27 protein-coding genes are annotated in these 23,789 nt (G+C 69.3%); 16 read left to right on the top strand and 11 right to left on the bottom strand.

Annotated features, from left to right (window positions below; genetic code table 11):
• Window positions 1-51: 51 nt before the first annotated feature.
• From BKA16_RS13735 to BKA16_RS13720, 4 genes are all read left to right on the top strand, one after another.
• On the top strand, window positions 52-711 hold the full coding sequence (locus BKA16_RS13735) for an NAD-binding protein (RefSeq protein ID WP_183371173.1): 660 nt from the start codon (window positions 52-54) through the stop codon (window positions 709-711).
• A gap of 13 nt (window positions 712-724) precedes the next feature.
• A complete protein-coding gene (locus BKA16_RS13730; protein ID WP_183371172.1) occupies window positions 725-1,387 on the top strand; it encodes a potassium channel family protein in 663 nt (220 codons plus the stop codon).
• A 183-nt stretch (window positions 1,388-1,570) separates the two neighbouring features.
• Complete coding sequence (locus tag BKA16_RS13725; protein ID WP_183371171.1) at window positions 1,571-2,734, top strand: globin domain-containing protein; 1,164 nt, start codon at window positions 1,571-1,573, stop codon at window positions 2,732-2,734.
• Entirely contained in the window at window positions 2,731-3,174 is a 444-nt protein-coding gene (locus tag BKA16_RS13720; protein WP_183371170.1) for a hypothetical protein, read from the top strand. Before BKA16_RS13725 ends, BKA16_RS13720 begins: the two co-directional genes overlap by 4 nt.
• A 61-nt stretch (window positions 3,175-3,235) precedes the next feature.
• Here BKA16_RS13720 and BKA16_RS13715 read toward each other — a convergent pair whose 3' ends face one another.
• Window positions 3,236-3,625, bottom strand: a complete 390-nt coding sequence (locus BKA16_RS13715) for an OB-fold nucleic acid binding domain-containing protein (RefSeq protein WP_183371169.1) — start codon at window positions 3,623-3,625, stop codon at window positions 3,236-3,238.
• 70 nt (window positions 3,626-3,695) lie between these two features.
• Between BKA16_RS13715 and BKA16_RS13710 the strand changes: the two genes are divergently transcribed.
• Complete coding sequence (locus BKA16_RS13710) at window positions 3,696-4,394, top strand: alpha/beta fold hydrolase (RefSeq protein WP_183371168.1); 699 nt, start codon at window positions 3,696-3,698, stop codon at window positions 4,392-4,394.
• A gap of 16 nt (window positions 4,395-4,410) precedes the next feature.
• Here BKA16_RS13710 and BKA16_RS13705 read toward each other — a convergent pair whose 3' ends face one another.
• The gene (locus BKA16_RS13705; RefSeq protein ID WP_183371167.1) at window positions 4,411-5,250 is read right to left on the bottom strand and encodes a DUF3710 domain-containing protein; all 840 of its coding nucleotides are present in this window, start codon (window positions 5,248-5,250) and stop codon (window positions 4,411-4,413) included.
• Window positions 5,247-5,756, bottom strand: coding sequence for a dUTP diphosphatase (dut, locus tag BKA16_RS13700; protein ID WP_183371166.1), 510 nt, complete (start codon window positions 5,754-5,756; stop codon window positions 5,247-5,249). Before dut ends, BKA16_RS13705 begins: the two co-directional genes overlap by 4 nt.
• Window positions 5,757-5,798: 42 nt before the next feature.
• Here dut and BKA16_RS13695 point away from each other — a divergent pair, with 42 nt between their 5' ends.
• The gene (locus BKA16_RS13695) at window positions 5,799-6,293 is read left to right on the top strand and encodes a DUF3093 family protein (protein ID WP_183371165.1); all 495 of its coding nucleotides are present in this window, start codon (window positions 5,799-5,801) and stop codon (window positions 6,291-6,293) included.
• 51 nt (window positions 6,294-6,344) lie between these two features.
• Here the strand turns inward: BKA16_RS13695 and BKA16_RS13690 are convergent, their stop codons facing one another.
• Window positions 6,345-6,644 (bottom strand): DUF4193 domain-containing protein, encoded by a 300-nt coding sequence (locus BKA16_RS13690; protein WP_183371164.1) that lies wholly within the window; start codon window positions 6,642-6,644, stop codon window positions 6,345-6,347.
• 322 nt (window positions 6,645-6,966) lie between these two features.
• Between BKA16_RS13690 and cei the strand changes: the two genes are divergently transcribed.
• Window positions 6,967-7,614 carry an envelope integrity protein Cei gene (gene cei, locus BKA16_RS13685; protein ID WP_183371163.1) on the top strand — a complete coding sequence of 216 codons (648 nt, stop codon included), beginning with the start codon at window positions 6,967-6,969 and terminating at the stop codon, window positions 7,612-7,614.
• Between the two features lie 22 nt (window positions 7,615-7,636).
• On the opposite strand, the gene BKA16_RS13680 is transcribed toward cei, so the two are convergent.
• Window positions 7,637-8,518, bottom strand: coding sequence for an inositol monophosphatase family protein (locus BKA16_RS13680; RefSeq protein WP_343067423.1), 882 nt, complete (start codon window positions 8,516-8,518; stop codon window positions 7,637-7,639).
• Between the two features lie 98 nt (window positions 8,519-8,616).
• On the opposite strand from BKA16_RS13680, the gene ppgK reads away from it, so the two are divergent.
• The 3 genes from ppgK (at window position 8,617) to BKA16_RS13665 (ending at window position 11,313) form a co-directional block, all read left to right on the top strand.
• A complete protein-coding gene (ppgK, locus tag BKA16_RS13675; RefSeq protein ID WP_183371161.1) occupies window positions 8,617-9,444 on the top strand; it encodes a polyphosphate--glucose phosphotransferase in 828 nt (275 codons plus the stop codon).
• 139 nt (window positions 9,445-9,583) lie between these two features.
• A complete protein-coding gene (locus BKA16_RS13670) occupies window positions 9,584-10,954 on the top strand; it encodes an RNA polymerase sigma factor (protein WP_183371160.1) in 1,371 nt (456 codons plus the stop codon).
• Between the two features lie 161 nt (window positions 10,955-11,115).
• The gene (locus BKA16_RS13665) at window positions 11,116-11,313 is read left to right on the top strand and encodes a DUF7455 domain-containing protein (RefSeq protein ID WP_183371159.1); all 198 of its coding nucleotides are present in this window, start codon (window positions 11,116-11,118) and stop codon (window positions 11,311-11,313) included.
• A gap of 108 nt (window positions 11,314-11,421) precedes the next feature.
• On the opposite strand, the gene BKA16_RS13660 is transcribed toward BKA16_RS13665, so the two are convergent.
• Window positions 11,422-13,170: a DEAD/DEAH box helicase family protein gene (locus tag BKA16_RS13660; RefSeq protein WP_183371158.1), complete on the bottom strand. Its 1,749-nt coding sequence runs from the start codon at window positions 13,168-13,170 to the stop codon at window positions 11,422-11,424.
• A 182-nt stretch (window positions 13,171-13,352) separates the two neighbouring features.
• On the opposite strand from BKA16_RS13660, the gene BKA16_RS13655 reads away from it, so the two are divergent.
• Window positions 13,353-14,414: a YihY/virulence factor BrkB family protein gene (locus tag BKA16_RS13655; protein ID WP_387995769.1), complete on the top strand. Its 1,062-nt coding sequence runs from the start codon at window positions 13,353-13,355 to the stop codon at window positions 14,412-14,414.
• A 1-nt stretch (window position 14,415) separates the two neighbouring features.
• Here BKA16_RS13655 and BKA16_RS13650 read toward each other — a convergent pair whose 3' ends face one another.
• Window positions 14,416-14,646 carry a DUF3039 domain-containing protein gene (locus BKA16_RS13650; RefSeq protein WP_183371156.1) on the bottom strand — a complete coding sequence of 77 codons (231 nt, stop codon included), beginning with the start codon at window positions 14,644-14,646 and terminating at the stop codon, window positions 14,416-14,418.
• A gap of 35 nt (window positions 14,647-14,681) precedes the next feature.
• Between BKA16_RS13650 and BKA16_RS13645 the strand changes: the two genes are divergently transcribed.
• Window positions 14,682-15,143 (top strand): DUF3099 domain-containing protein, encoded by a 462-nt coding sequence (locus BKA16_RS13645; protein WP_183371155.1) that lies wholly within the window; start codon window positions 14,682-14,684, stop codon window positions 15,141-15,143.
• Between the two features lie 6 nt (window positions 15,144-15,149).
• Here the strand turns inward: BKA16_RS13645 and BKA16_RS13640 are convergent, their stop codons facing one another.
• Window positions 15,150-15,422 (bottom strand): helix-turn-helix domain-containing protein, encoded by a 273-nt coding sequence (locus tag BKA16_RS13640; RefSeq protein WP_183371154.1) that lies wholly within the window; start codon window positions 15,420-15,422, stop codon window positions 15,150-15,152.
• Between the two features lie 90 nt (window positions 15,423-15,512).
• Between BKA16_RS13640 and map the strand changes: the two genes are divergently transcribed.
• Entirely contained in the window at window positions 15,513-16,289 is a 777-nt protein-coding gene (map, locus tag BKA16_RS13635; RefSeq protein WP_183371153.1) for a type I methionyl aminopeptidase, read from the top strand.
• Here map and zapE read toward each other — a convergent pair.
• Window positions 16,270-17,271: a cell division protein ZapE gene (gene zapE / locus BKA16_RS13630; protein ID WP_246371771.1), complete on the bottom strand. Its 1,002-nt coding sequence runs from the start codon at window positions 17,269-17,271 to the stop codon at window positions 16,270-16,272. The two genes, map and zapE, sit on opposite strands and share 20 nt — an antisense overlap.
• 34 nt (window positions 17,272-17,305) lie before the next feature.
• On the opposite strand from zapE, the gene BKA16_RS13625 reads away from it, so the two are divergent.
• Together BKA16_RS13625 and BKA16_RS13620 are read left to right on the top strand one after the other, a co-directional pair.
• Window positions 17,306-17,863 carry a TetR/AcrR family transcriptional regulator gene (locus BKA16_RS13625; protein ID WP_183371152.1) on the top strand — a complete coding sequence of 186 codons (558 nt, stop codon included), beginning with the start codon at window positions 17,306-17,308 and terminating at the stop codon, window positions 17,861-17,863.
• A 95-nt stretch (window positions 17,864-17,958) separates the two neighbouring features.
• On the top strand, window positions 17,959-18,957 hold the full coding sequence (locus BKA16_RS13620; protein ID WP_221246845.1) for a sigma-70 family RNA polymerase sigma factor: 999 nt from the start codon (window positions 17,959-17,961) through the stop codon (window positions 18,955-18,957).
• Window positions 18,958-18,973: 16 nt separating this feature from the next.
• Here the strand turns inward: BKA16_RS13620 and BKA16_RS13615 are convergent, their stop codons facing one another.
• Together BKA16_RS13615 and BKA16_RS13610 are read right to left on the bottom strand one after the other, a co-directional pair.
• Entirely contained in the window at window positions 18,974-21,742 is a 2,769-nt protein-coding gene (locus BKA16_RS13615; protein WP_183371151.1) for a GNAT family N-acetyltransferase, read from the bottom strand.
• Entirely contained in the window at window positions 21,735-22,979 is a 1,245-nt protein-coding gene (locus BKA16_RS13610; RefSeq protein WP_183371150.1) for an arginase family protein, read from the bottom strand. Before BKA16_RS13610 ends, BKA16_RS13615 begins: the two co-directional genes overlap by 8 nt.
• A gap of 118 nt (window positions 22,980-23,097) precedes the next feature.
• Between BKA16_RS13610 and BKA16_RS13605 the strand changes: the two genes are divergently transcribed.
• Window positions 23,098-23,781 carry an iron-dependent transcriptional repressor DtxR gene (locus tag BKA16_RS13605; RefSeq protein ID WP_183373066.1) on the top strand — a complete coding sequence of 228 codons (684 nt, stop codon included), beginning with the start codon at window positions 23,098-23,100 and terminating at the stop codon, window positions 23,779-23,781.
• The last annotated feature ends 8 nt before the right edge of the window (window positions 23,782-23,789 follow it).

Here is a 23,789-nt window from a genome sequence, read left to right as displayed (position 1 = left end):
CGCGTACCACCAGGGTGCGTTTTGGCGCGCCGGGAAGTAACGTCTCCCAGCGTGCGAGTGATCATCATGGGCTGCGGCCGAGTCGGATCCGCCCTGGCCATGGCCATGTCGGACCGAGGACACGAGGTGGTCGTCATCGACCGCAACCCGGACGCGTTCCGGCGTCTGGGCGACGGATTCACCGGCCGAACCGTGACCGGTGTCGGTTTCGACCGGGATGTGCTGACCGAAGCGGGCGTCTCCGACTGCGACTCGTTCGCCGCGGTGTCCTCCGGCGACAACTCCAACATCATCTCGGCCCGGGTGGCCCGGGAGACCTTCGGCGTCGACCGTGTGGTCGCCCGCATCTACGACGCCAAACGCGCCGCCGTGTTCGAGCGGCTCGGCATCCCGACCGTCGCGACGGTGCCGTGGACCACCGAGCGCTTCGTCGCCGCGCTCGGCGAGACCTCCACGACTCCGGTCTGGCACGATCCGTCGGGATCGCTGGTGATGGCCGTGATCGAGGTCCACGAGTCGTGGGTCGGCGTGGACGCACAACGCTTCCAGGACCGGACCGGCGCCCGCATCGCGTTCCTGCACCGGCTCGGTCGGCCGATCCTGCCCGAACAGCGCACGGTGATCCAGCAGGACGACGAACTGTACGTGGCGACGATCTCGTCGAACGTCGACAACGCGCGGGCCGTCGCCGCCGCCGAGTACCAGGAATGAGGTCGGTCCGGTCATGAAGGTAGCCATCGCAGGGGCGGGTGCAGTGGGGCGCGCGATCGCCCGGGAACTGCTGCTCAGCGAGCACGACGTCACGCTGTTCGAGAGGGATCCCGACCACATCGTCCCGACGTCGGTCGACGGTGCGACCTGGATCCACGCGGACGCCTGCGAGCTGGAGGACCTCGAGCGCGCCGGGCTGCAGACCTTCGACGTGATGGTCGCGGCGACCGGCGACGACAAGGCGAACCTCGTGGTCAGTCTGCTGGCGACCACCGAGTTCGCGGTGAGCCGGGTGGTCGCGCGCGTCAACGATCCGCGCAACGAGTGGCTGTTCAACGACGACTGGGGCGTCGACGTCGCCGTGTCGACGCCGCGAATGCTGGCCTCGCTCGTCGAGGAGGCCGTCTCGATCGGCGATCTGGTCCGGCTGATGACCTTCCGGCAGGGACAGGCCAATCTCGTCGAACTGACACTGCCCGACGACACTCCGCTGGCCGGCAAGGCGGTGCGTCGCCTGCAACTGCCGCGCGACGTGGCCCTGGTGGCCATCATCCGCGGCAAGCGGGTCATCGTGCCGGAGGCCGACGACGCCCTCGAAGGCGGCGACGAACTGGTCTTCATCGCACCGGAGGAGGCCGAGGCCCCGCTGCACGAGGCGATGCGCCTGCCGGTGTGACGGGCCGGCTTGGGCCTTTGTGCCCGGTGTCTTCGCGCCGTATGTCCCGACCTTGCGTTATGCAAGGAGACCTCTACCACGTTGCGTAGTAGGCCGACTGCCCCGCGTGTTCAGATCGATTCAGGCGGTGATGCGCCGCCGCTGGAACCCCCGGCCCCGTCTGAACTCTAGGAATTGGTCGACATGATCTCGAACGACACCCGCGTCATACTCGAAGCGACTCTCCCTCTCGTCGCCGAACACATCGAGGAGATCACCGGCGACTTCTATCCCCGGATGTTCGCCGAGCACCCCGAACTGCTGAACGACCTGTTCAACCGCACCAACCAGAAGAGCGGGTCCCAGGCCTCGGTGCTGGCCGGCTCGATCGCCGCGTTCGCCACGCTGCAGCTCGACTACGACACCGCGACCCAGCGCGAGATCATCGAGCGGATCGCGAACAAGCACGCATCCCTGGGCATCGTCGCCGATCAGTACCCGATCGTGCACAAGCATCTGTTCGCCGCGATCGTCGCGGTGCTCGGCGACGCGGTGACACCCGAGGTGGCCGCCGCATGGGACGAGCTGTACTGGGAGATGGCGCACGTGTTGATCGGCCGTGAGAACGAGCTGTACGCGGCCGCGGGAGTCGAGCCCGGTCAGGTCTGGCGCACCGTCACGATCACCGAACGCGACCAGGTCTCCCCCGACGCCGTGTCGTACACCGTCGCCACGACCGACGGGTCTGCGCTGCCCGGATTCGTCCCCGGCCAGTACATCTCGGTCCAGGTCCCGCTCGCCGACGGCGCCGACCAGATCCGCCAGTACAGCCTCACCGGCAGGGTCGGCGACCCGACGTGGCGCTTCTCGGTCAAGCTCGACGGCGAGGTGTCGACCTGGCTCCACGAGCACGCCTTCGACGGCGACGGACTCCGCGTGAGCACCCCGTACGGCGACCTGACGCTCCCCGAGGACGACGGCCCGCTGCTCCTGGCGTCGGCGGGCATCGGCTGCACCCCGATGATCGGCGTGCTGCACCACCTCGTCGCCACCGGCGACACCCGCCCCGTCCAGGTGATGCACGCCGACCGATCGCGCGCCCGCCAGCCGCACCGCGGCGAACTCGGCGAACTCGTCGCCCAGTTGCCGGGCGCTACCCTGTACCAGTGGTATGAGCACGGTGTCGACGGCGCCGAGCCCACCACGCGCATCGGCTACATCGATCTCGCCGACGTACCGGTGGACCCGGCGGCCACCGCGCTCGTCTGCGGACCCGCGGGCTTCATGTCGTCGGTCCGTGACGCGCTCGTCGACAAGGAGGTCCCGGCCGAGCGCATCCAGTTCGAGACCTTCGGAGGAGTTCGATGACAGCGACGTTCGCCCTGGTCCTGGCGCTCACCTTCATCTGGTTGGGCATGGTCACCGCCATCTCGTTCATCGAGGCGCCGCTGAAGTTCCAGGGGCCGGGCATCACGATTCCGCTCGGCCTGGGCATCGGTCGCCTCGTGTTCCGCGCGTTGAACTCGGTGGAGGCCGTCGGAGCGGTCGCCGTCGTGGTGGCCGTGATCGTCGGCGACGGCTGGCCCGGCACCGCGATCGTCGCCGTGGGAGTGGCGGTGTCCGCATTGATCGTCCAGATCGTCACGATCCGACCGATCCTCTCGCGGCGCACCGACAAGGTGCTGGCCGACCCGGACAAAGTCCCGGAGCAGCGGAGCACGGCCCATCTCTGGTACGTCGGCTTCGAGATCGTCAAGGTCGCCGCGCTGATCACACTCGGCACCAGTCTGATCTTGAGCACCACCTGACGCCCGGCACCCACGACAGAAGGGCGGTTCCTCCTCGGAGGAACCGCCCTTCCCGTGCGCGCTATTCGTCCGCGTGCAACTCGTATTCGGGGTTGTAGACGACCTTCATGCCGTCCGCATTGGCCACCCGTCCGCGGACTGTGAGGCGACGGCCGGGTTCGATGCCCGGGATGCGGTTGCGCCCCATCCACTTGAGCAGGACGGTGTCGGTACCGTCGAAGAACTCGGCGCGGACACCCGAGTGCGTGTTGCGCGAACACGTCTCGACCGACCGGAGTTCACCGATCATGACGGCCTCGTCGCCGCGGCTGCAGTCCCGCGCGCACTGGGCGCCGGTCGCGCGTTCGACGTTGGCCGCCTCGGACTCGCGCTGTACGCGCTCCTCCTCGACGTTCTCGAGGTCCTCGGTGAGCATCTTGCCCAGCCGCTTGAGCAGACCCGTGTTCGCCATCGGACATCCTCCGGGCATCCAGTAGTGAATCGCTTTCGTCCTCAGCCTACCCCGCGTGCACCATGGTCGTATGACCACCGTGATCGTGATGCCCGGCACAGGGTCGGACGCCGACTTCGTCGCCCGGGTCTTCGGCCCCGCGGCGCGCGCCGCAGGCCTCGAACCGACCTGTCTGGAACCGACCGCCGACCTCGTCCCGGACTATCTGTCGCGGATCGACGCCCACGTCGCGCGCGGTGAGCGCGTCGTCGTCGGCGGCGTGTCGATCGGTGCCGCGGTTGCCCTGCGCTGGGCGCTCGACGAGCGCAACGCCGACCACTGCGACGGCGTCCTGGCCGCACTCCCGCCGTGGTCGGGCGCCCCGGACGGTTCGATCGCCGCCGCGTCGGCCCGGCTCACCGCCGACGGCCTGGACCGCGACGGACTCGACGCGACGATCGACGCCATGGTGGCGACCAGCCCGGACTGGCTCGGCGCCGAACTGAGCCGATCGTGGCGGTCACTGCACGGGCGCGGTCTGGTCGACCAACTGCGAGCCGCGTCGACGTTCACCGCACCGACGCTCGCCGACATCGCCGGGCTGCGGGTGCCGCTCGGCGTGGCCGTGGCGCCCGACGATCCGCTGCACCCGGCGAGTGTCGGACGCGCCTGGGTCGACGCCGCCCCGCGCGCCGCTCTCGTGGAAACGCCCCTGTCGGCGTTCGGCCCGGACGAACGACGCCTCGGCGACGCCTGCTGGAGCGCGTGGCTCCGCGCGTGCGCGCGGTAGCGGAGGTCTTCGCCCGCTATCGACTGCGCCTGCGGCGCAGCCGAGACAGAGCCGAGCCCCGGGACGGCTCGGCCTCGACGGCCTCTGCCGTCCGCTCCTCCTCGAACTCCTCGACGGGGACGTCGGCCGCCGTGTCCGCCTCATCGGGCGCCTCGCTGAAGACGGTGGCACTCGCGCTCTGCGCGACGGCGCCGCCCGGATGAACCGCGTCGACGGTGTCGTCGGCGACCGGGGGCGCGTCGGTCAGCGGTGACGAGAGCGGCTCCGCCGCGGTCTGCTCCTCCTGTTGCTGCTGTGCGGCCGCGACCTGCTCGGCCAGCACCGGGGGCAGAACGATCGGCAGCACCTCGCGCGGCGGGAACGGCTGATCGCCGCGACGCACGACGGTCTCGGCGAGCACCGCGCGGGCCAGTTGCGCCAGCTGTTCCCCCGCCTGGTCGGGTCCGCTGGCCACGCAGCGCACCATCCAGCGCGGACCGTCGACGCCGATGAAGCGATGCTGCCCGCCGGGGACCTCCGCGACCACCTCGCGACCCCAGTGACCGTCGACGATCGACGTGGTGGCGCCGTCGGCGCGCAGCGACTCGGCGAGTTCGCGCACCACTTCGCGCCACAGACCGCCGCTGCGGGGCGCCGCGAACGCGTGGATGCCGATCCGGCCGACGGGTGTCACCAGGTACACCGCTTCCGGCTGGTGGTCCGCCGACATCTCGACTGTGACCTGTCCGCCCTCGACCACCGGCATGAGGACCGAGCCCAGATCCAGATGGGAGTTGGCCAGATCGCCGACGGCATCGGCCAGGTCGTCGATGTCGTAGGGTCCGCCGGCCTCGCCGACCCGGTTCTTCTCACTCATCCCTGTGCCTTCCCGTTCGAGGTGGTCCCGTCGTGCAGAATCGCATGTCCGCCGCTGGAGCCGTACCCGCCCGCACCGCGGTCGGTGTCGTCGAGTTCGTCCACCTCGACGAGTTCGGGCAGCTCGACGCGCTGGACGATCAGCTGGGCGATGCGGTCGCCGCGGGCGATGGTGATCGGGGTGTCCGGGTCGTGGTTGATCAGGCACACCTTGATCTCACCGCGGTACCCGGCGTCGATCGTGCCCGGAGTGTTCACGATCGACAGTCCGGCGCGCGCCGCGAGACCTGATCGCGGGTGGATGAGACCGACGGTTCCGTGCGGCAGGGCGATCGCGACACCAGTGCCGACCAGCTGACGACGGCCCGGCGCCAGCACGAGATCGGTGGCGGCGTAGAGGTCGACGCCCGCGTCGCCGGAGTGCGCGCGCACCGGCAACGGCAGGTCGGGGTCGAGGCGTCGGATTCGCAGCGGAGGGCAGGTGTCGGAAGTGCTGTGGGTGGTCACCCCCGCAGATTACTAGCCGCCCCGCCGACTAACCTGGGGTACGTGACCGAATCTGCCTCGAGCGGCTCGCCGCGCCGTGATCTGTACACCGAACGCCTGACCGCTCCGTGGTGGTGGTGGCTCATCGGCGCCGTGTTGACGGCGGTGCTCGGCTACGAGATCCGTCTGGCCGCCTATCATCAGGCGTGGTCGTGGGCGGCGTTCCCGGTGCTGGCGATCCTGATCGGCTGGGGCATCTGGTCGATGGGGCGGCCGAAGGTGGCCGTGGACGCCGACGGCGCCGTCCACGCGAACAAGGCGGTTCTCCCGCGCGAGGTCATCGCGCGCGGCGCGGCCATCGCGCCGTCGGCCAAGAGCGCTGCGATGGGTCGTCAGCTCGACCCGGCGGCGTATGTGATGCATCACGCGTGGATCAAGTCGATGGTCCTGCTGGTCCTCGACGACCCGGACGATCCGACCCCGTATTGGCTGATCTCCACGCGTCACCCGGAGAAGGTCTTGGCGGCGCTGCAGATGAGTGACGCCGCCCAGGGATGATCCCTGCGCGGCGTCGGCGTGCGGTGTTCGGTCTCGTGGAGCGGACCGCGCTCAGGCGCAGTCCACACAGATCAGCTCGTTGCCGTTCTGCTCGGCCAGCCGGTTGCGGTGGTACACGAGGAAGCAGCTGGTGCAGGTGAACTCGTCGTCCTGTTTGGGGACGACGCGCACCGACAGCTCTTCACCCGAGAGATCCGCACCCGGCAGTTCGAACGACTCCGCGGTATCGCCTTCGTCGACGTCCACGTCGCCCGACTGCGCCTCGTTCCGGCGCGCCTTCAGTTCTTCAAGCGAGTCCTCCGCGAGATCATCGTCGTTGGTCCGCCGTGGCGCGTCGTAGTCAGTTGCCATTGTCTGCCTGCCTGAGTTCGTCTCGTTGTGCTGGTGTCCGGTCGTTCATCGCTGAACGTGCTTGGTTTATTCCCGGGAGGCCAATCGTGCTGGGGCGACGGACTTGTGGCCCGCCACGCCATGCGATTTCCCAAACATGTATGACCTTGGGCGCCCGAATTCTAGGTGATGGATACCGGTTCGTCAACAAGCGCTCCGTGTTCATCTGTTTGTACTACACGTTCGCGGGTTCGCGGCGTCCGGCGCGCCACAGTACTCGCCGGCCGCGCACACGATTAGAGTGGCCAGAGACCGAGCCTGGAAGAGAGAAGGTGCCCGCGACGTGGTCTCGAAAATCGCCACCGGCTACACCACCGACGCGAAGGGTCGACCGTTCCTCCGTCGCAACCTGCGCCCGGGACTGATCGTCGTGACGGTGCTCGCCGTCATCGCCGCCGCGACGTGGATCTTCGCGTTCACCGGAGGCGACGACGAGTCGTACCCCACCGACTGCAACATCGCCGATCCGGCGAAGATGTCGGCGGTCGGAAAGGCCGACATGCTCGGCGTCGGACCGGCGCCCCTGTCCGCGTTCGGCGTGCGAGTCCTGAATTCGGCGGCCGAACGCGGTTCGGCGCAGTCGGTGAGCGACGATCTGGTCTCGCTCGGCTTCCGTGCCGCCGATCCGGCCTACGCCGACGACACCGTCTACACCCAGCGCGACCTCCACTGCGTCGCGCAGATCCGGTTCGGTCCGCAGGGTCGGGCCGCGGCCGCGGCCGTGTGGCTGGCGGCGCCATGCGCTCAGTTGGTCGACGACGGCCGGGACGGATCGGACGTCGATCTGGCGCTCGGCGAGTACTACACCGCCACCCAGCCCAGCCAGGACGCACAGGCCGCGATCGAGGCGCTGCGCGTGGCGGCGCCGAACCAGAAGCAGTCCGCCGTCGACGCGTCGCTGCTCGACGCGGTCCACAACCAGCCCTGCTGAATCCGAAGGCCCGGCCGGGCGATCACTCGGGCAGCGGCGCGGTGGCTCCGATCTCGGCGAGCAGACCGAGGAACTCGTCGGCGATCCCGGGTGCCGCGGCGATCGTCGCGTCGCCGTCCGACGAACGCGAATCGGCGGGCGGCAACACCACGTGGGCGCCGGCCTCCGCGGCGATCAGTCCACCCGCCGCCCAGTCCCACGGACTCAATCCGTGCTCGATGTGGGCGTCGACCGCGCCGGAGGCCACCAGGCACAGGTCCAGCGCACCCGCACCGATTCGGCGCAGGTCCCGTACGCGCGGCAGCAGGCGCGCCATCAGTGCGCCCTGGTGGGCCCGACGGCTCGCGTTGTAGGCGAACCCGGTGGCGACCAGGGCGAAGGCCACGTCGTCGATCGGGTTGGCGCGCAGTCGGATCGGTTCATGCACGGGATGCTCCGCCGTCCCGGCACACGAGTATGCGCCGCCGCCCAGCCACGCCCAGTACGTCACTCCCCGCGCGACGTCGACGACGGCACCGGCCACCGAGCGCCCGTCGATCTGCGCGGCGACCGACACCGCGTACGCCGGAATCCCGTACATGAAGTTCACCGTGCCGTCGATCGGGTCGACCACCCACCGCACCCCGTCCGGGACCGTGACGCTGCCGCCCGCCTCCTCGCCGAGGATCTCGTCGCCGGGACGGCGTTCGGTCAACAGACGTCGGATCAACGCCTCGGTCTCGGTGTCGGCGACGGTCACCGGATCGGTGGGCGTCGACTTGGCCGACACCGCGTCGTCGCCGGTGCGCGTGCCCGAGGGGGCGAAGAGTTCGCCGCGGCGGGCGCGGACGTGGTCGGCGGCTGCTTCGGCGACCGAACGAGCGACGGCGGCGAGGTCGGCGGCGCGATGCGAGGAGTCAGTCACGATCTCGAGTCTACGGCGCACCGAAAGTGGCCTACTGTGTGCTGCGAGAACGCTTGCCGCCGCCCGGCGCTTCCCATGCATACGAAAGCGAGTCCGCGATGACCGACAGTCCGTCGCCCGCCACCGGTTCCACCGTCTCCTATCTCGGTGCCGACAGCACGCACTCCCCCGCGCCGCAGCTCGGATTCGGCATCGACATCGGCGGTTCGGGTGTCAAGGGCGCGATCGTCGATCTGCGCACCGGTTCGCTGGTCGGCGATCGGCGCCGCATCTCGACACCGCAGCCGGCGACCCCGGATGCGGTGGCCCGCACGTGCCGCGAGATCACCGAGCACTTCGGCTGGACCGGTCCGGTGGGACTGACCGTTCCCGGAGTGGTGCGCGACGGCGTGGTCCGTTCGGCGGCCAACATCGACCCGTCCTGGGACGGCACCGGAATCCAGAACCTGTTCGGCAGGCATCTCGGCGGACGCACGGTGGCCGGGCTCAACGACGCGGACGCCGCCGGAATCGCCGAAGTCCGTTACGGCGGGCGACCCGAACTGACCGAGGGCACCGTGATCCTCCTGACATTCGGCACCGGTATCGGGTCCGCGCTCTTCCACGACGGCGATCTGGTGCCGAACACCGAGTTCGGACACCTGGAGGTCGGCGGCCGCATCGCCGAGGCGCGCGCGTCGGCCAAGGTCCGCGAGGACAAGGGCTGGAGCTATCGCAAGTGGTCGGGCAAGGTGTCGCGGGTCCTGGCCCACTACGAGAAGATCTTCTCCCCCGACCTGTTCGTCGTGGGCGGCGGGATCAGCCGCAAGGCCGACATCTGGATCCCGATGCTGACCGTCGACACGCCGGTGATCGCGGCGAGTCTTCGCAACACCGCGGGCATAGTAGGCGCTGCAATGGCCGTTGGCGAGGGTCTGGTCGTGTGAGGTTCGCGGCCACGAGAGTTACAATGGAACACGTCGGTCCCGCACCGAAGCCTCAAGCCCCTTCGCTCACGGCGCTACGGCCTCTCATCGAGGTCCCGTTCCGCCGTGCCGCCCCGTGAGATCAGTCGAAAGGTTGTACGTGGCAACCACACAGTCACCCGACGCATCCGTCGAAGCCGCAGGCGATTCTGCGCCCGCTGCTAAGAAGGCACCCGCCAAGAAGGCGCCGGCGAAGAAGACCGCCGCGAAGAAGGCGCCTGCCAAGAAGGCAGTCGCCAAGAAGACCGCGGCGAAGAAGACCGCCGCGAAGAAGGCGCCGACCAAACGCGCGGGCGCCAAGAAGGCGGCTGCGCCCGCCGACGACAACGTCGATCTGGACAACGGTCCCGCCGATCTGGACGACGTCGACGACGCCGACATCGATCTGGCCGACGAGGACCTGGTCGTCGAGGACGAGAAGCCCGCCAAGGGCAAGGGCCGAGCCAAGGGCGGCAAGGCCAAGGGCGACGAGGAGAAGTCCGGCGACTTCGTGTGGGACGAGGAGGAGTCCGAGGCTCTCCGCCAGGCTCGCAAGGACGCCGAGCTCACCGCGTCGGCCGACTCGGTCCGTGCCTACCTCAAGCAGATCGGCAAGGTCGCGCTGCTCAACGCCGAGGAGGAGGTCGAACTCGCCAAGCGGATCGAGGCCGGCCTGTACTCGACCGAGCGCATGCGGCGCATCATGGAGTCCGGCGAGAAGCTGACCGTCGCCCAGCGACGCGACCTCTCCTGGATCTCCCGCGACGGCAACCGCGCCAAGAACCACCTGCTCGAGGCCAACCTGCGCCTCGTGGTCTCCCTGGCCAAGCGCTACACCGGTCGCGGTATGGCGTTCCTGGACCTCATCCAGGAGGGCAACCTGGGTCTGATCCGCGCCGTCGAGAAGTTCGACTACACCAAGGGCTACAAGTTCTCGACGTACGCCACCTGGTGGATCCGTCAGGCCATCACCCGCGCCATGGCCGACCAGGCGCGCACCATCCGCATCCCGGTGCACATGGTCGAGGTCATCAACAAGCTCGGCCGCATCCAGCGCGAGTTGCTTCAGGACCTGGGCCGCGAGCCCACCCCGGAGGAGCTCGCCAAGGAGATGGACATCACGCCCGAGAAGGTGCTGGAGATCCAGCAGTACGCGCGTGAGCCGATCTCCCTGGACCAGACGATCGGCGACGAGGGCGACAGCCAGCTCGGCGACTTCATCGAGGACTCCGAAGCGGTCGTCGCGGTCGACGCGGTGAGCTTCACCCTCCTGCAGGACCAACTCCAGGACGTCCTCGACACGCTGTCCGAGCGCGAGGCGGGCGTCGTCCGGCTGCGCTTCGGTCTCACCGACGGTCAGCCCCGGACCCTCGACGAGATCGGTCAGGTGTACGGCGTCACCCGTGAGCGCATCCGCCAGATCGAGTCGAAGACCATGAGCAAGCTGCGTCACCCGAGCCGCTCACAGGTCCTGCGCGACTATCTGGACTAGACGCCGGTCTCGACTCCGGCTCCCGCCGAACCGGAGTCGAGTCCTGTGCGACGCGACACACCCGAGATCCCCGGGGAACAAATACTCCTCCCCGTACGTCTGACAAGGTGTAGCCATGGCGGATCGCCAAGGATCCGCCATTTGAAGGGACGGAGGAAGCCATGCCTGACATCGCAACGCCCGACACTGTCGTCTCCACCGGTTTGACCGCCGCCGATCGCTGCGATCGGTGCAGCGCCGCGGCGAAGGTCCGGGCCGAACTGCCCACGGGCGGAGAGCTCCTCTTCTGCCGCCACCACTACAACGACCATGAGGCCCGACTGATCGAGATGGGTGCCGTGGTGGCCGTCGACGCCTAGGCGCGACGACGCCTTCAGGGCGAACGAGAGGCGAGCCGGTTTCCGGCTCGCCTCTCGTCGTCTATTCGCCGTTTGCTGTTCGTCGTCGTCTGTTCGCCGGCCGCGGGTCTACTTCCAGGACCGCAGCGCGCTGATCCGCTCTCGGAGCTGCTCGGCGGTCGCCATCGCCGTCGGCGGACCGCCGACTCGGCTGCGCAGTTCGCCGTGGATCTGCGAGTGCGGCTTGCCGGTCCGCTGATTGTGCAGGGCGACGAGCGTGTTGAGCTCCTTGCGCAGACCCATCAGATTCTCGCCGGTGCTCCGCTCCGCCGCGTTCGGGGCGTTCCTGGCCGCCTGATCGTCCGCGGGACGCACTGCCGGGGCACTCCGGTTGGTCACCTGCTGCGCCTGTCTCTGCTGCAGCAGAGTGCGCACCTGATCCGCGTCGAGCAGCCCGGGCAACCCGAGATAGTCGGATTCCTCGTCCGAGCCGACGAGCGTCGAGGTGCCGAACGACGAGCCGTCGTAGATCACCTGGTCGAGTTCGGCGTCGGCGTGCAGCGACTGGAACGACTTCTCCTCCTCGCCGGGCTCGTCCTTGCGCTTGTTGGCCTCGGTCACCAGCGCGTCGTCCAGGCCGTCGGACTCACGGTGCGGCTTGCCGAGCACGTGGTCGCGTTCGGCTTCCAACTCGCTCGCCAGTTGCAGGAGCACCGGAACCGACGGCAGGAAGACGCTCGCGGTCTCCCCCGGGCGCCGCGACCGGACGAACCGGCCGATCGCCTGGGCGAAGTACAGCGGGGTCGACGCGTTCGTCGCGTACACGCCGACCGACAGGCGCGGGACGTCGACGCCCTCGGACACCATGCGGACGGCCACCATCCATTCGTCGGTCGAATTGGAGAACTCCTCGATGCGCGAGGACGACTTCGGATCGTCGGACAGCACGACGGTCGGCTTCGTGCCGGTGAGCGAGTGCAGCAGATCGGCGTAGTCGCGCGCGTTCTGCTGATCGGTGGCGATCACCAGACCGCCCGCGTCGGGGACCCCCGACTCACGCAGTCTCATCAGCCTGCGGTGCGCCGCCGTGAACACCGCGTAGATCCAGTCGCCGTGGGGGTCGAGTGCGGTGCGCCAGGCGCGGGCGGTCTGCTCGGCCGAGAGCGGCTCGCCCAGGCGCGCGGTGAACTCCTCGCCCGCGCTGGTCCGCCAGCTCGCCTCGCCCGAGTAGGCGAGGAACACGACGGGGCGGACGACGCCGTCGCGCAGCGCCTCGGAGTAGCCGTAGGTGCTGTCGGCGCGCGAACGCTGACCGCCGCCGGGTTCGGGTTCGTAGGTGATGAACGGGATCGGCGAGTCGTCCGATCGGAACGGCGTACCGGTGAGCGCCAGCCTGCGGGTGGCGTCCCCGAACGCCTCGCGGATGCCGTCGCCCCACGACTTCGCGTCGCCGCCGTGGTGGATCTCGTCGAGGATCACCAGCGTCCGGTACTGCTCGGTGCGGACCCGATGACGGTAGGGGTGGGCGGCCACCTGCGCGTAGGTGAGGACGACGCCGTCGAAGTCGGCACTCGTCGACCCCGTCGAGTTCGAGAAGTTCGGATCCAGGGCGATGCCGTTACGCGCCGCCGAGGCCGCCCACTGATGCTTCAGGTGCTCGGTCGGAGCGACGACGGTGACACGCTCCACCGTGCGGTCGGCGAGCAGTTCGGCGGCGACGCGGAGACCGAAGGTGGTCTTTCCGGCGCCGGGCGTGGCGACCGCGAGGTAGTCGGTCGGACTCGACGTCAGATAGCGGGTCAGCGCCCGCCGCTGCCATGCGCGCAGCGGCGCACCCGATCCGATTCGGCGGTCGGTGTCGACATCGGTACTGGTCACCTTGCTCCTGACGGATTCCACTGCTGAAATTCTTCCCCCTGCGCACGACTTCGACCGCCCGTCGAGGCGCGGTCGGAGAGCGTGGACTGCGGTTCGATTCTAACGCCTGCCGCCGACATCCCCGCCACGCGATCGGTGGGGCGGTGATCGACCATACATCGTCCATCGGCCATGCTTGACACATCAGCACGCACGGCACTCCCTTCAGCGACGACGCCGCGGAACAGCCCTTCGAGGCGCGCGGCGCGTCGTCGCAGTCGACCCCGGAAGCGGTCGACGAGCCGCGCCGCCCGGTGATCCGGAGCCTGCCGAAGCTGGCCTGGCGCACCACCGTCAAGTGCTACGAGGACTCGATCATCGGATGGGCGGCGCAGGCCGCGTTCTGGCAGGCGCTCTCGTTGCCGCCGTTGATCCTGGGAGTGCTCGGCAGCATCGGCTACATCGCGGGCTGGTTCGGTCCGGACACCATCGACATCATCTCGCAGCGGATCATGTCGTTCGCCGATCGGACGTTCAGCGACCAGGTGGTGACCGACCTCATCGAGCCCACCGTGGACAACGTCCTCGGCCGCGGCCGGGTGACGATCATGTCGGTGAGCTTCGTCCTCTCGCTGTGGGCGGGATCGTCGGCGATGTCGTGCTTCGTGTCGTCGATCGTCCACGCGCACCAGCAGCATCAGATCCGGCATCCGGTGTGGCAGCGGATCTTCGCGCTCGCCGTCTACGTCTTCTTCCTCGTGATGGCGATCTTCGTGCTGCCGCTGGTCGCGCTGGGACCGACCTATCTGCAGAACGTCCTGCCCGCATCGTGGGGACCCGCGGTGAGCGATCTCATCGACTGGGGGTACTTCCCGTTCGTGGGAATCCTGCTGATCGGCGCCCTCTCGGCGCTCTACCGGTTCGCGCTGCCCTTCCCCCCGCCGCGCCGACGACTCGTGCCCGGGGCCGTACTCGCCGGAGTCGCGTTCTGGCTGGCCAGCTATGTGCTGCGCGCCTATCTGACGGCGCTGGCCAAGACCGGCTACACCTATGGCGCGCTCGCGACCCCGATCGCGTTCCTGCTGTTCACGTACTTCCTCGGGTTCGCGATCGTACTGGGCGCCGAGTTCAACGCGGCCTGTCAGGAGTTCTGGCCGTCACGGCCGAACAGCCCGGTGATGCGACACTGGGTCTCGACGCAGACCACCGAGCTGACCGACACGCTGCGCAACCGCGCCGTACACCGACGCGGCCAGCAGAAGTGATCTACTTCTTCATCTTCTCGTAGATCTTCTTGCACTTCTCACACACCGGGGAGCCCGGCTTGGCCTGCTTAGTGACCGGAAAGACCTCGCCGCACAGCGCGACGACGTGGTTTCCCATCACCGCGCTCTCCACGATCTTGTCCTTCTTCACGTAGTGGAAGACCTTGGGTGTGTCGTCGTCCTGTTCTGTCCGCTCGTCGACGTCCGGGCGTTCAATCGTCTGCGTTGCCATGAAGCCATTGTTACGCACTGTGGAACCATGGAGACATGGCGCACGAGAATTCCGATCCAGACACATTCCTGATCACTCGCGCCGAGCAGGACCGGGACGCGATCTACCGCGCCCGAAAACGCCGCTACACGATCATGATGAGCATTCGAGTGCCCGCGCTGATCATCGCCTCGATCGTCTACGCGACCACGCAGAACGGCTGGATCGCCCTGGCGATCATCGTCGCATCGATTCCGCTGCCCTGGATCGCGGTGCTGCGCGCCAACGACCGCGAGCCCCGCAAACGCGGTGAGATCCCGGTCTACCACTACGGTCCCGGTCACTCCATCGGACAGGCCGAACTCGGCGACCGCCCGGCGCCGCGCGACCGCTTCGACGACGGCGATCACCGCGTCATCGACGCACCCGACGATGGAGAGGACAGCGCCGGAGAGGGCGGCGCGGGACAGGACGGCGACGAGTCAGACGGCGACGGGGGCTCGGCACCGACGCGCTGAACGAGGTCAGCCCGTACGGAGACGGTGGGCGTCGGCGGCGCCGCGCCACGCCGCCACGGCGTCGTCCACATCGATCCCGAGCGCGTCGCACAGTCCGACGACCGTGCCGAACCCCGGGCTCGGGATCCGTCCGGCCTCGATCTTGCGCAGCGTCTCGGGCGAGATCCCGGCGCGCGCCGCGACCTCCGCCGAGTCCGCGCCGTCGCGTGCATCGCGGACGAGGGCTCCCAATCGGCGGCCCGCGTCGATCTGCGCGGGGCTCAGCGGTATGCGCACCATGGGTCGATCGTACCGGAGAAGCGGTATTCCTATACCGTGGTATAAGAATACCGCCGATGGGCGGTCACCCGCCGCAGACAGGAGCCCGCCGTGATGGAGTTGAAGACGCCCGCCGAGATCGATGTGATGGCGGTCACCGGCCGATTCGTCGCCGACGTTCTGACCGATCTCGCGCGGCGAGCCGAACCGGGAGTCAACCTGCTCGATCTCGAGCGGCGCGCCCGCCGGATGATCACCGACCGCGGCGCCGTCAGCTGCTATTGGGACTACGCCCCCTCGTTCGGCAACGGGCCGTTCCGGAACGTGATCTGCCTGTCGGTCAACGACGGCGTGCTGCACGGCCTCCCCCACGACCACACACTCGTCGACGGCGACGTCCTGACGCTCGACTTCGCGGTCACCGTCGACGGATGGGCCGCCGACTCCGCGGTGACCGTGCGGATCGGCGACCACGACCCCGACCACCCGGACACTCGACTGATCGCCTCGACCGAGCGGGCTCTCGACGCCGCCATCGACCAGATGCTCCCCGGACGCCGCCTCGGCGACGTGTCCGCCGCGATCTTCGACGTCGCTCGGACGAGCGGATATCGGGTGAACACCGAGTACGGCGGCCACGGCGTCGGCCGCACGATGCACGAGGACCCGCACGTGCCGAACCTCGGCAGAGCGGGCCGCGGTCCACTCCTGCGCCCCGGCATGACCCTGGCACTCGAACCCTGGTGGGCGACGGGCACCGAGCGGCTCGTCCGTGACCCCGACGGCTGGACGCTGCGCGCGGCCGACGGATCGTCGGCGGCCCACTCCGAGCACACCGTGGCCGTCACCGAGGACGGTCCGCGAGTGCTCACCGCGCGCCAGGCGTGATCTCGCACCACGCGCCCATCCGACTGATCGCCCGCGCCGCATCGGGCAACACCTCGGTGAGCGATGCCGCCATCTCGGCCCTCGTGCTCGGCGACCAGACGTCGACCCGCAGATCCGCATCGTGCAGGACGTCGAGCAGCGTGGCCCACCGCGAGAGCGATGCCGCCCCGACATCGCCGCGGACCCCGACGATCTGCACGCGGGAGAACTCGGCGGCCAGCCACAGGTAGTCGGCGGCGTTCGTCGGCCGCGCGCAGAGTTCGGTGAAATCGATCCGTGCGCCGTCGCCGACCGGTGTCAGCGCGATCGGGCGCGAGCCCGGTGTCACCACGCGGGCCGGACCGGGCGGACCCGCCGGTCGGCCGACGGTCCAGACTCCGGCCCGAAATCCCGCCATCCCGTCGTCGCGCCCGCGGCGCAGATCCTCCCCGGCCACCGTCCGGACGGTGAACATCGACTCGATCCGGGCGATCGTCGGCTCGAATCCGGCATGGAAGAGCGGATTCGGCATCAGCGCCTTCGGTGCGCGATTCGACGTGAGCACCATCCGCACGCCGCGCGCGGAGACCGTCCGCAGCACGCGGTCGAGGAACACCCCGTCTCCCGGATCGTGAACGGTGAACTCGTCCAGACAGACCGTGCCGTATCGGCCACCGGGTCCGGTCAGCACGGCGTCGACGCCCGCCTCCCAGCCGCCGTGATCGCCGATCGCCCGGTGCAGATCGACGAAGAACCGGTGCAGGTGTCGGCGCAGAACCGCGTGCCCAGACGCGGCGGCGGCCTCCACGAACCAGTCCACGACCCGGGTCTTCCCGGTGCCCGGCGGACCGAACAGGTACACGTGCGCGTCCGAGCCGAGGAGTTCGGCCGCACACCGCTGCTGCGGAGTCGGTGTCATCGAGCTGACGCGAGCCCGCTCCACGATCTCCTCGACCGAGATCGGCGGTGCGACGTGTGCGCGGCGGCGTGATCGAATCCTCATGTCCACATACTCTACGTTCATAGAGTCTGATTGGATGGTGACTGTGCCCGACACCACCGCCGCCCTGGACCGCCGCGAGCTGATCTGCGACGCCGCGATCGGCCTGGCCGCCGCCGGCGGCAATCGCGCCGTGACGCACAGCGGCATCGACCGGACCCTCGCACTGCCCAAGGGCTCGGTCTCCTACTACTTCCGAACGCGCCGCGCGCTGCTGTCGGCGACGCTCGCCCGCCTCACCGCCCGGTCGGCGACCGCCTTCGACGCCGCATCGGCGGACACCGATCCGGCCGAGACGATCGGGCGGTATCTCGCCGACCTGTTCGTCGAGCGCGCCGACGACGTCCGCGCCCGCTTCGCGCTGGCCTCCGACGCCGCGCACGACCACGAACTCGCCGTCGCACTGCGCGACTGTCTGTTCTCGTCCGCGGCAGCCGTCGCCCTCTTCACCGCGCTGGGCTCGCCGACACCCGAGGACGACGCCGCGGACCTGCTCGTCTTCTGCGAGGGGACGGCCGCAACGGTCCTGTTCAGCGGCCGGACGCCGTCCGCCGACGAGATCGCCTCGGCGGTCCGTCGACGCTTCGGGTTCTGATCTTCAGCAACTTCTCAGTCGCTCCGGGAACCTTTCCGGACTCGGTCGCGTTAGACCTGGTGAACGCACTCGAACAGCGCACTCCAGGAGGTCGTATGTCTCGCACGACGATTGCACGCCCGTCCGTAGCCCCTTCCGCCCGCACCCGCCCGGCGTTGACCGAACAGGATCTCGACGCGCAGTCGCCGTCCGCCGACCTGGTCCGCGTGTACTTGAACGGGATCGGCCGCACCGCGCTGCTGAACGCCGAGCAGGAGGTCGACCTCGCCAAGGCCATCGAGGCGGGCCTCTACGCCAAGCACCTGCTGGCGACCAAGAAGCGACTCACGGCCGCCAAAAAGCGTGACCTGCGGATCATCGCCCGGGAGGGTGAGGACGCCCGCCAGCACCTCCTCGAGGCCAACCTGCGCCTGGTGGTCTCGCTCGCCAAGCGATACACCGGCCGCGGCATGCCGCTCCTCGACCTCATCCAGGAGGGCAACCTGGGTCTGATCCGCGCCGCCGAGAAGTTCGACTACGCGAAGGGCTTCAAGTTCTCGACCTACGCGACGTGGTGGATCCGTCAGGCCATCAGCCGCGGAATGGCCGATCAGAGCCGCACCATCCGCCTCCCCGTCCACCTCGTGGAGCAGGTCAACAAGCTCGCCCGCATCCGCCGCGAACTGCACCAGCAGCTCGGACGCGAGGCCACCGACGACGAGCTGGCCGCCGAGTCGGGCATCCCGGCGGAGAAGATCGCCGATCTGATGGACCACAGCCGCGACCCGGTGAGCCTGGACATGCCGGTCGGCAACGACGAAGAGGCTCCGCTGGGCGACTTCATCGAAGACTCGGAGGCCACGTCCGCCGAGACCGTCGTCATCGCGAATCTGCTGCACTCGGACATCCGCTCGGTGCTCGGCACGCTCGACGAGCGTGAGCAGTCGGTCATCATCATGCGGTACGGGCTCGACGACGGTCAGCCGCGCACCCTCGACCAGATCGGCCGCGCCTTCGGGCTGTCCCGCGAGCGGGTCCGCCAGATCGAGCGCGATGTGATGGGCAAGCTGAGGCAGGGCGACCGCGCCGAGAAGCTGCGTTCGTACGCGAGCTGATCGGCGCCCCGCGCCGCTAACTCAACCGCCGAGGCCCGGTGTCCGCGAGAGTGGGCACCGGGCCGACGTGTATCCGGGCCCCGAGCATCGCGACACCGTCCGCGGACGCCAGTACCGGATCGCACCGCACCTCGCGCACCTCCGGCACCTCGTCGACCAGCGCGGAGATGCGCAGGATCAGATCGATCAGGGCGTCGGTGTCGACCGGATCGTCCACCGGGCCGCCGTCGAGCAGCATGGACGCGTTCGGCTCGCCGATCAGTTCGCGGGCGTCGACGTCGGTCAACGGCACCGCCCGATAGCCGCGGTCGCCGAGGGCGTCGAACAGCCGTCCGGACAGGCCGAAGCTCAGCAGTGAGCCGAACGACTCGTTGTCCCGCACCGCAATGGAGGTGCCCAGTCCCTTCGGCGCCATCTTCTGCACGTGCAGCACCGCGTCGCCGGTGAGCGCCCGCAGCTCGGTGAACGCGGTGAGGACGGCCGTCGCATCCGGCAGGTCCAGGCGTGCACCCTCCCGATCGAGGCGACCGATCCAGGCCTGCGAGGTGGCCTTCACCGCCACCGGGAAGCCGAGTTCGCGGGCGGCCGCCGACGCCTCCTGCATGGTCCGCACCTCGCGGAACGGCACCACGTCGATGCCGTAGTGCTTGACCAGGTGCGCCGATTCGACGGCGGTCAACTCGCGCGGACCGTCGGCCATCGCTTCGCGGACGAACGACCGGGCGTCCTCGGCGACGGTGCCCTCGATCGTCGGGATCTCGGCGGTGGGACGGGCCCGCCACGCCGCATACTTCCACGCGTGGGCGAGGGCGTTCGCCGCCCGCTCGGGCGTCGAGTAGGACGGAATGGAACCGCGCACCGGTTTACCGTCCCGGCCGGGCACCGACAGCCCCTCCGGCACACCCTCCACCGCGAGGAAGGTGGTGACGACCGGTTTGACCGGCACCACTCCGCCGTCGGACGGCCGGACCGCGGCCATGATGCCGTGCGCATAGTCGTCGGCGTCGACCGCGACGGGCGGCACGAACACCACGATCACCGCGTCGACGCCGTCGTCGGCCATCGCGACGGCGACGGCCTCCGCCAGATCGGGCCGCGACACCGCGGGACCGAGATCGACGGTCGCCACCACGTCGAGCCCCGACGACCGCGCCGTGTTCGCCGCCAACGCGGCGATCACCGACGAATTCCCGATGATCGCGGTCCGCGGTCCGGCGGGCAACTCCTGGTAGGCGAGCACCGTGCCGACGTCGAACAGTTCGGTGATCGTCTCCACCTGGATCACCCCGGCCTGGCCGAGCACCATCTGTGCGATCGCGTCGTCGCGGCCGGCCTCCCGAGTCCGTGCGGCGCGGACCTGTGTCATCGCCCCGCGGCCGGACTTGATCGCCACGATCGGCTTCGACGAGGACACTCGGCGAGCGATCCGCCCGAACTTGCGGGGATTGCCGAAGCTCTCCAGGTAGAGCAGGATCACATCGGTGCTGTCGTCGGTGTCCCAGTACTGCAGCACGTCGTTGCCGGAGACGTCGGCGCGGTTGCCCGCGGAGACGAACGTCGAGAGGCCGAGCTGTCGGTGCGCCGCGGTGTCGAGGATCGCGATGCCGAGGGCGCCCGACTGACAGAAGAAGCCGACGCGACCCGCCCCCGGCACCCGCGGTGCGAGCGTCGCGTTGAGCGCGATGTCGGCGCTGTTGTTGGCCACACCGAGCGCATTGGGTCCCACCAGGCGCATCCCGTGGGCGCGCACGTGCTCGGCCAGACGCCGCTCACTCTCCCAGCCCGCCTCACCGCTCTCCCCGAAACCGGACGAGACGACGACCAGGGTCCGCACTCCCTTGGCCAGACAGTCCGCGAGGACGTCGTCCATGCGAGCGGCCGGGACGGCCACCACCGCGAGGTCGACCGGATCGGGGATGTCGCGCACCGTCTGATAGGCGCGGATGCCGCGCACCGACGGCGGCGCGGGTCGCGGTTCACGCCCGGGCCGACGACGCACCGGCGCCCCGAACGGCGACGCGTGCGTCCGTGCGGGGTCGTCGGCGACCGGTTCGGGCGGCGCCGGACTGTTCACCGGGAACACCGGTCCGGTGAACCCCGCGGCGATGATGTTGGCCAGCAGGACGTTGCCGACCTTCTTCGGGTCGGTCGAGGCGCCGATCACCGCGATCGACTGCGGACGCAGGAGGTTCGCGATACTGCGGGCCTCCGACGCGCGTTCACGGGCGTTGCGCACCGAGGTCAACGCCTCCGTCGGGTCGATCAGGAACTCGACGTGCACGGTGCTGCCGTCGAACGCACGACTCACCTGATAGCCGGCGTCGCGGAAGACGGCGACCATGTTGGGGTTCTCGGAGAGGACCTCGGCCTCGAAGCGGGTGAAGCCGTTCTCCGCGGCGACACCCGCGAGATGCTCGAGCAGGATCGGGCCGAGGCCGCGCCCCTGGTGATCGTCGGCGACGACGAACGCCACCTCCGCCGACTCGGGCTTGCCGTCGGCCGCCAGGCCCTCGTACAGGCCCATGGCGATGATCTCGTCGCCGAGCATCGCCAGCAGCGCGACCCGGCTGCGGTAGTCGACGGTGGTCATCCGCACCACTTCGCGCGGCGGCAGGGTGGGTGTGGGACCGAAGTACCGCAGGTACCGGGTGCGTTCGGACAGTCCGTTGTGGAATGCGACGAGGGCGTCGGCGTCCGACGGGAGGATCGGCCGAAGGTGCACGACGCCGCCGTCGGAGGCGAGAACGTCGGCGACCCAGTCGCGGGGGTAGTCGGTGTCAGTCACGGGGGTCCTCCGGGTCGAGGCCGTGCAGGGGGAACACGGCGCGGCGGGTGGCGAGGATCGCCTTGTCGGTCTGGCGCTGAGCCACTTCGCTGATTCCGTCGGGCGGCGGCGCACCGGTGTCGCCGTCCCACGGGGTGTAGTCGGTGTCTCCGCCGTCGCCCATCGTGGCCTCCGGCGGTCTCGCGTAGTCCGGATGGAGTTCGTTCTGTGCCGCGTTCGCCTCGACCAGCCAGTCCTCGGCGATCGTCGTCGCGGTGTCCACGTCGCGGTCGAGGGCCGAGGCGATCAGATGCGTCCACGCGCGAGGAACCACGTTCACCACCCCGTAGCCGCCGCCTCCGACGGCGAGCCATCGACCCTCGCAGTGCTTCTCGGCGAGGTCGCGCAGCACACGCACCGCGGCGGCCTGGCCGTCGACGGTCAGTGCGAGGTCGGTGAGCGGGTCGGCCGCATGCGAGTCGACGCCCACCTGCGTCACGAGGATCTGCGGCTTGAACGCCTCGACCATCGACGGCACCACCGCGTGGAAGGCCCGCAGCCACAGCCGGTCGGTGGCCCCGGGCAGCAACCCGAGGTTCACCGACGCACCCTCGGCCCCCGACTCCCCGATCTCGGCGGCCCACCCGGTCCCCGGCCACAGGGTGGCCGGATGCTGATGCAGCGACACCGTCAGCACCCGGGGATCGGCGTAGAACTGCTTCTGCACGCCGTCGCCGTGATGCGCGTCGATGTCGACGTAGGCGATGCGGTCGTACCCCTGCTCGAGCAGCCACTCGATGGCGATCGAACAGTCGTTGTAGATGCAGAAGCCCGCGGCGTGCCCGGCCATCGCGTGGTGCATGCCGCCGCCGATGTTCACCGCGCGTCGCACCGCCCCGGAGTGGATGGCCTGCGCCGCGGCCAGCGATCCGCCCACGAGCATCGACCCGGCCTCGTGCATCGAGGCGAAGATCGGGTTGTCGTCGCTGCCGAGACCGAACACGTTCTGAAACAACGTGCTGTTCGACGCGGCGGCACCCGACCCGACGGCGCGGACCGCGTCGATGTACGCCTGGGTGTGCACGGTCCGCAGGACCTCGTCGTCGACCGGCAGCGGCTCGGTGGTCTCGACCCCCTCGAGCACGCCGAGGCTCCGCGATAGAGACATGGTGAGCGCCAAGCGAATCGGGCTCATCGGATGGGTGTAGGCCCACTTGTAGTCGAGAAAGTGGTCACTCCAGATAATTGCGGCGCTCACCCCCGCAACGCTAGCGGTTGGCCCGCACCGACGTGCGCGCAACGCGCGGTGAGACACGTGTCGGCACCGGCGCGACTATTTGGGTAACCTGTGAGACAGCGAAAGGACGATGGCTGCCGTGAATGACCTGGTCGACACCACCGAGATGTATCTGCGTACAATTTACGACCTCGAAGAAGAGGGCATCGTGCCGCTGCGTGCGCGTATTGCCGAGCGTCTCGAGCAGAGCGGACCCACTGTCTCACAGACCGTGGCACGTATGGAGCGCGACGGTCTGGTCCGCGTTGCGGGCGACCGCCACCTCGAGCTCACGCCGGAGGGCCGGTCGCTCGCCGTGTCCGTGATGCGCAAGCACCGGCTGGCCGAGCGTCTGCTGGTCGATGTGATCGGCATGCCCTGGGAGCAGGTGCACGACGAGGCGTGCCGGTGGGAGCACGTGATGAGCGAGAACGTCGAGCGCCGCCTCCTCACCGTGCTCGACAATCCCACCACCTCCCCGTACGGCAACCCGATCCCGGGACTCGCCGAACTCGGCGTGACGGCCGACGACGGCGACGACTCCACGATCGTGCGCCTGGTCGATCTCCCCGAGGGCGAGTCGGCCGTGATCGTGCGACGGATGTCCGAGCACGCGCAGGCCGACCCGGAGCTGATCGCCGATCTGCGCGAGGCGGGCGTGGTTCCCAACGCCCGCATCTCGGCGACGGTGAGCCCGCGCGCGGTGATCATCAGCACGCCCGGACACCAGGGTCTGACGCTGTCGTCAGAGATGGCGCACGCGATCTTCGTCTCCCCCGCCTGATCGGGGAC

Source organism: Gordonia humi, from assembly GCF_014197435.1.
Lineage (GTDB): Bacteria > Actinomycetota > Actinomycetes > Mycobacteriales > Mycobacteriaceae > Gordonia > Gordonia humi.
This window is presented reverse-complemented; position numbering and strand designations above follow the sequence as displayed.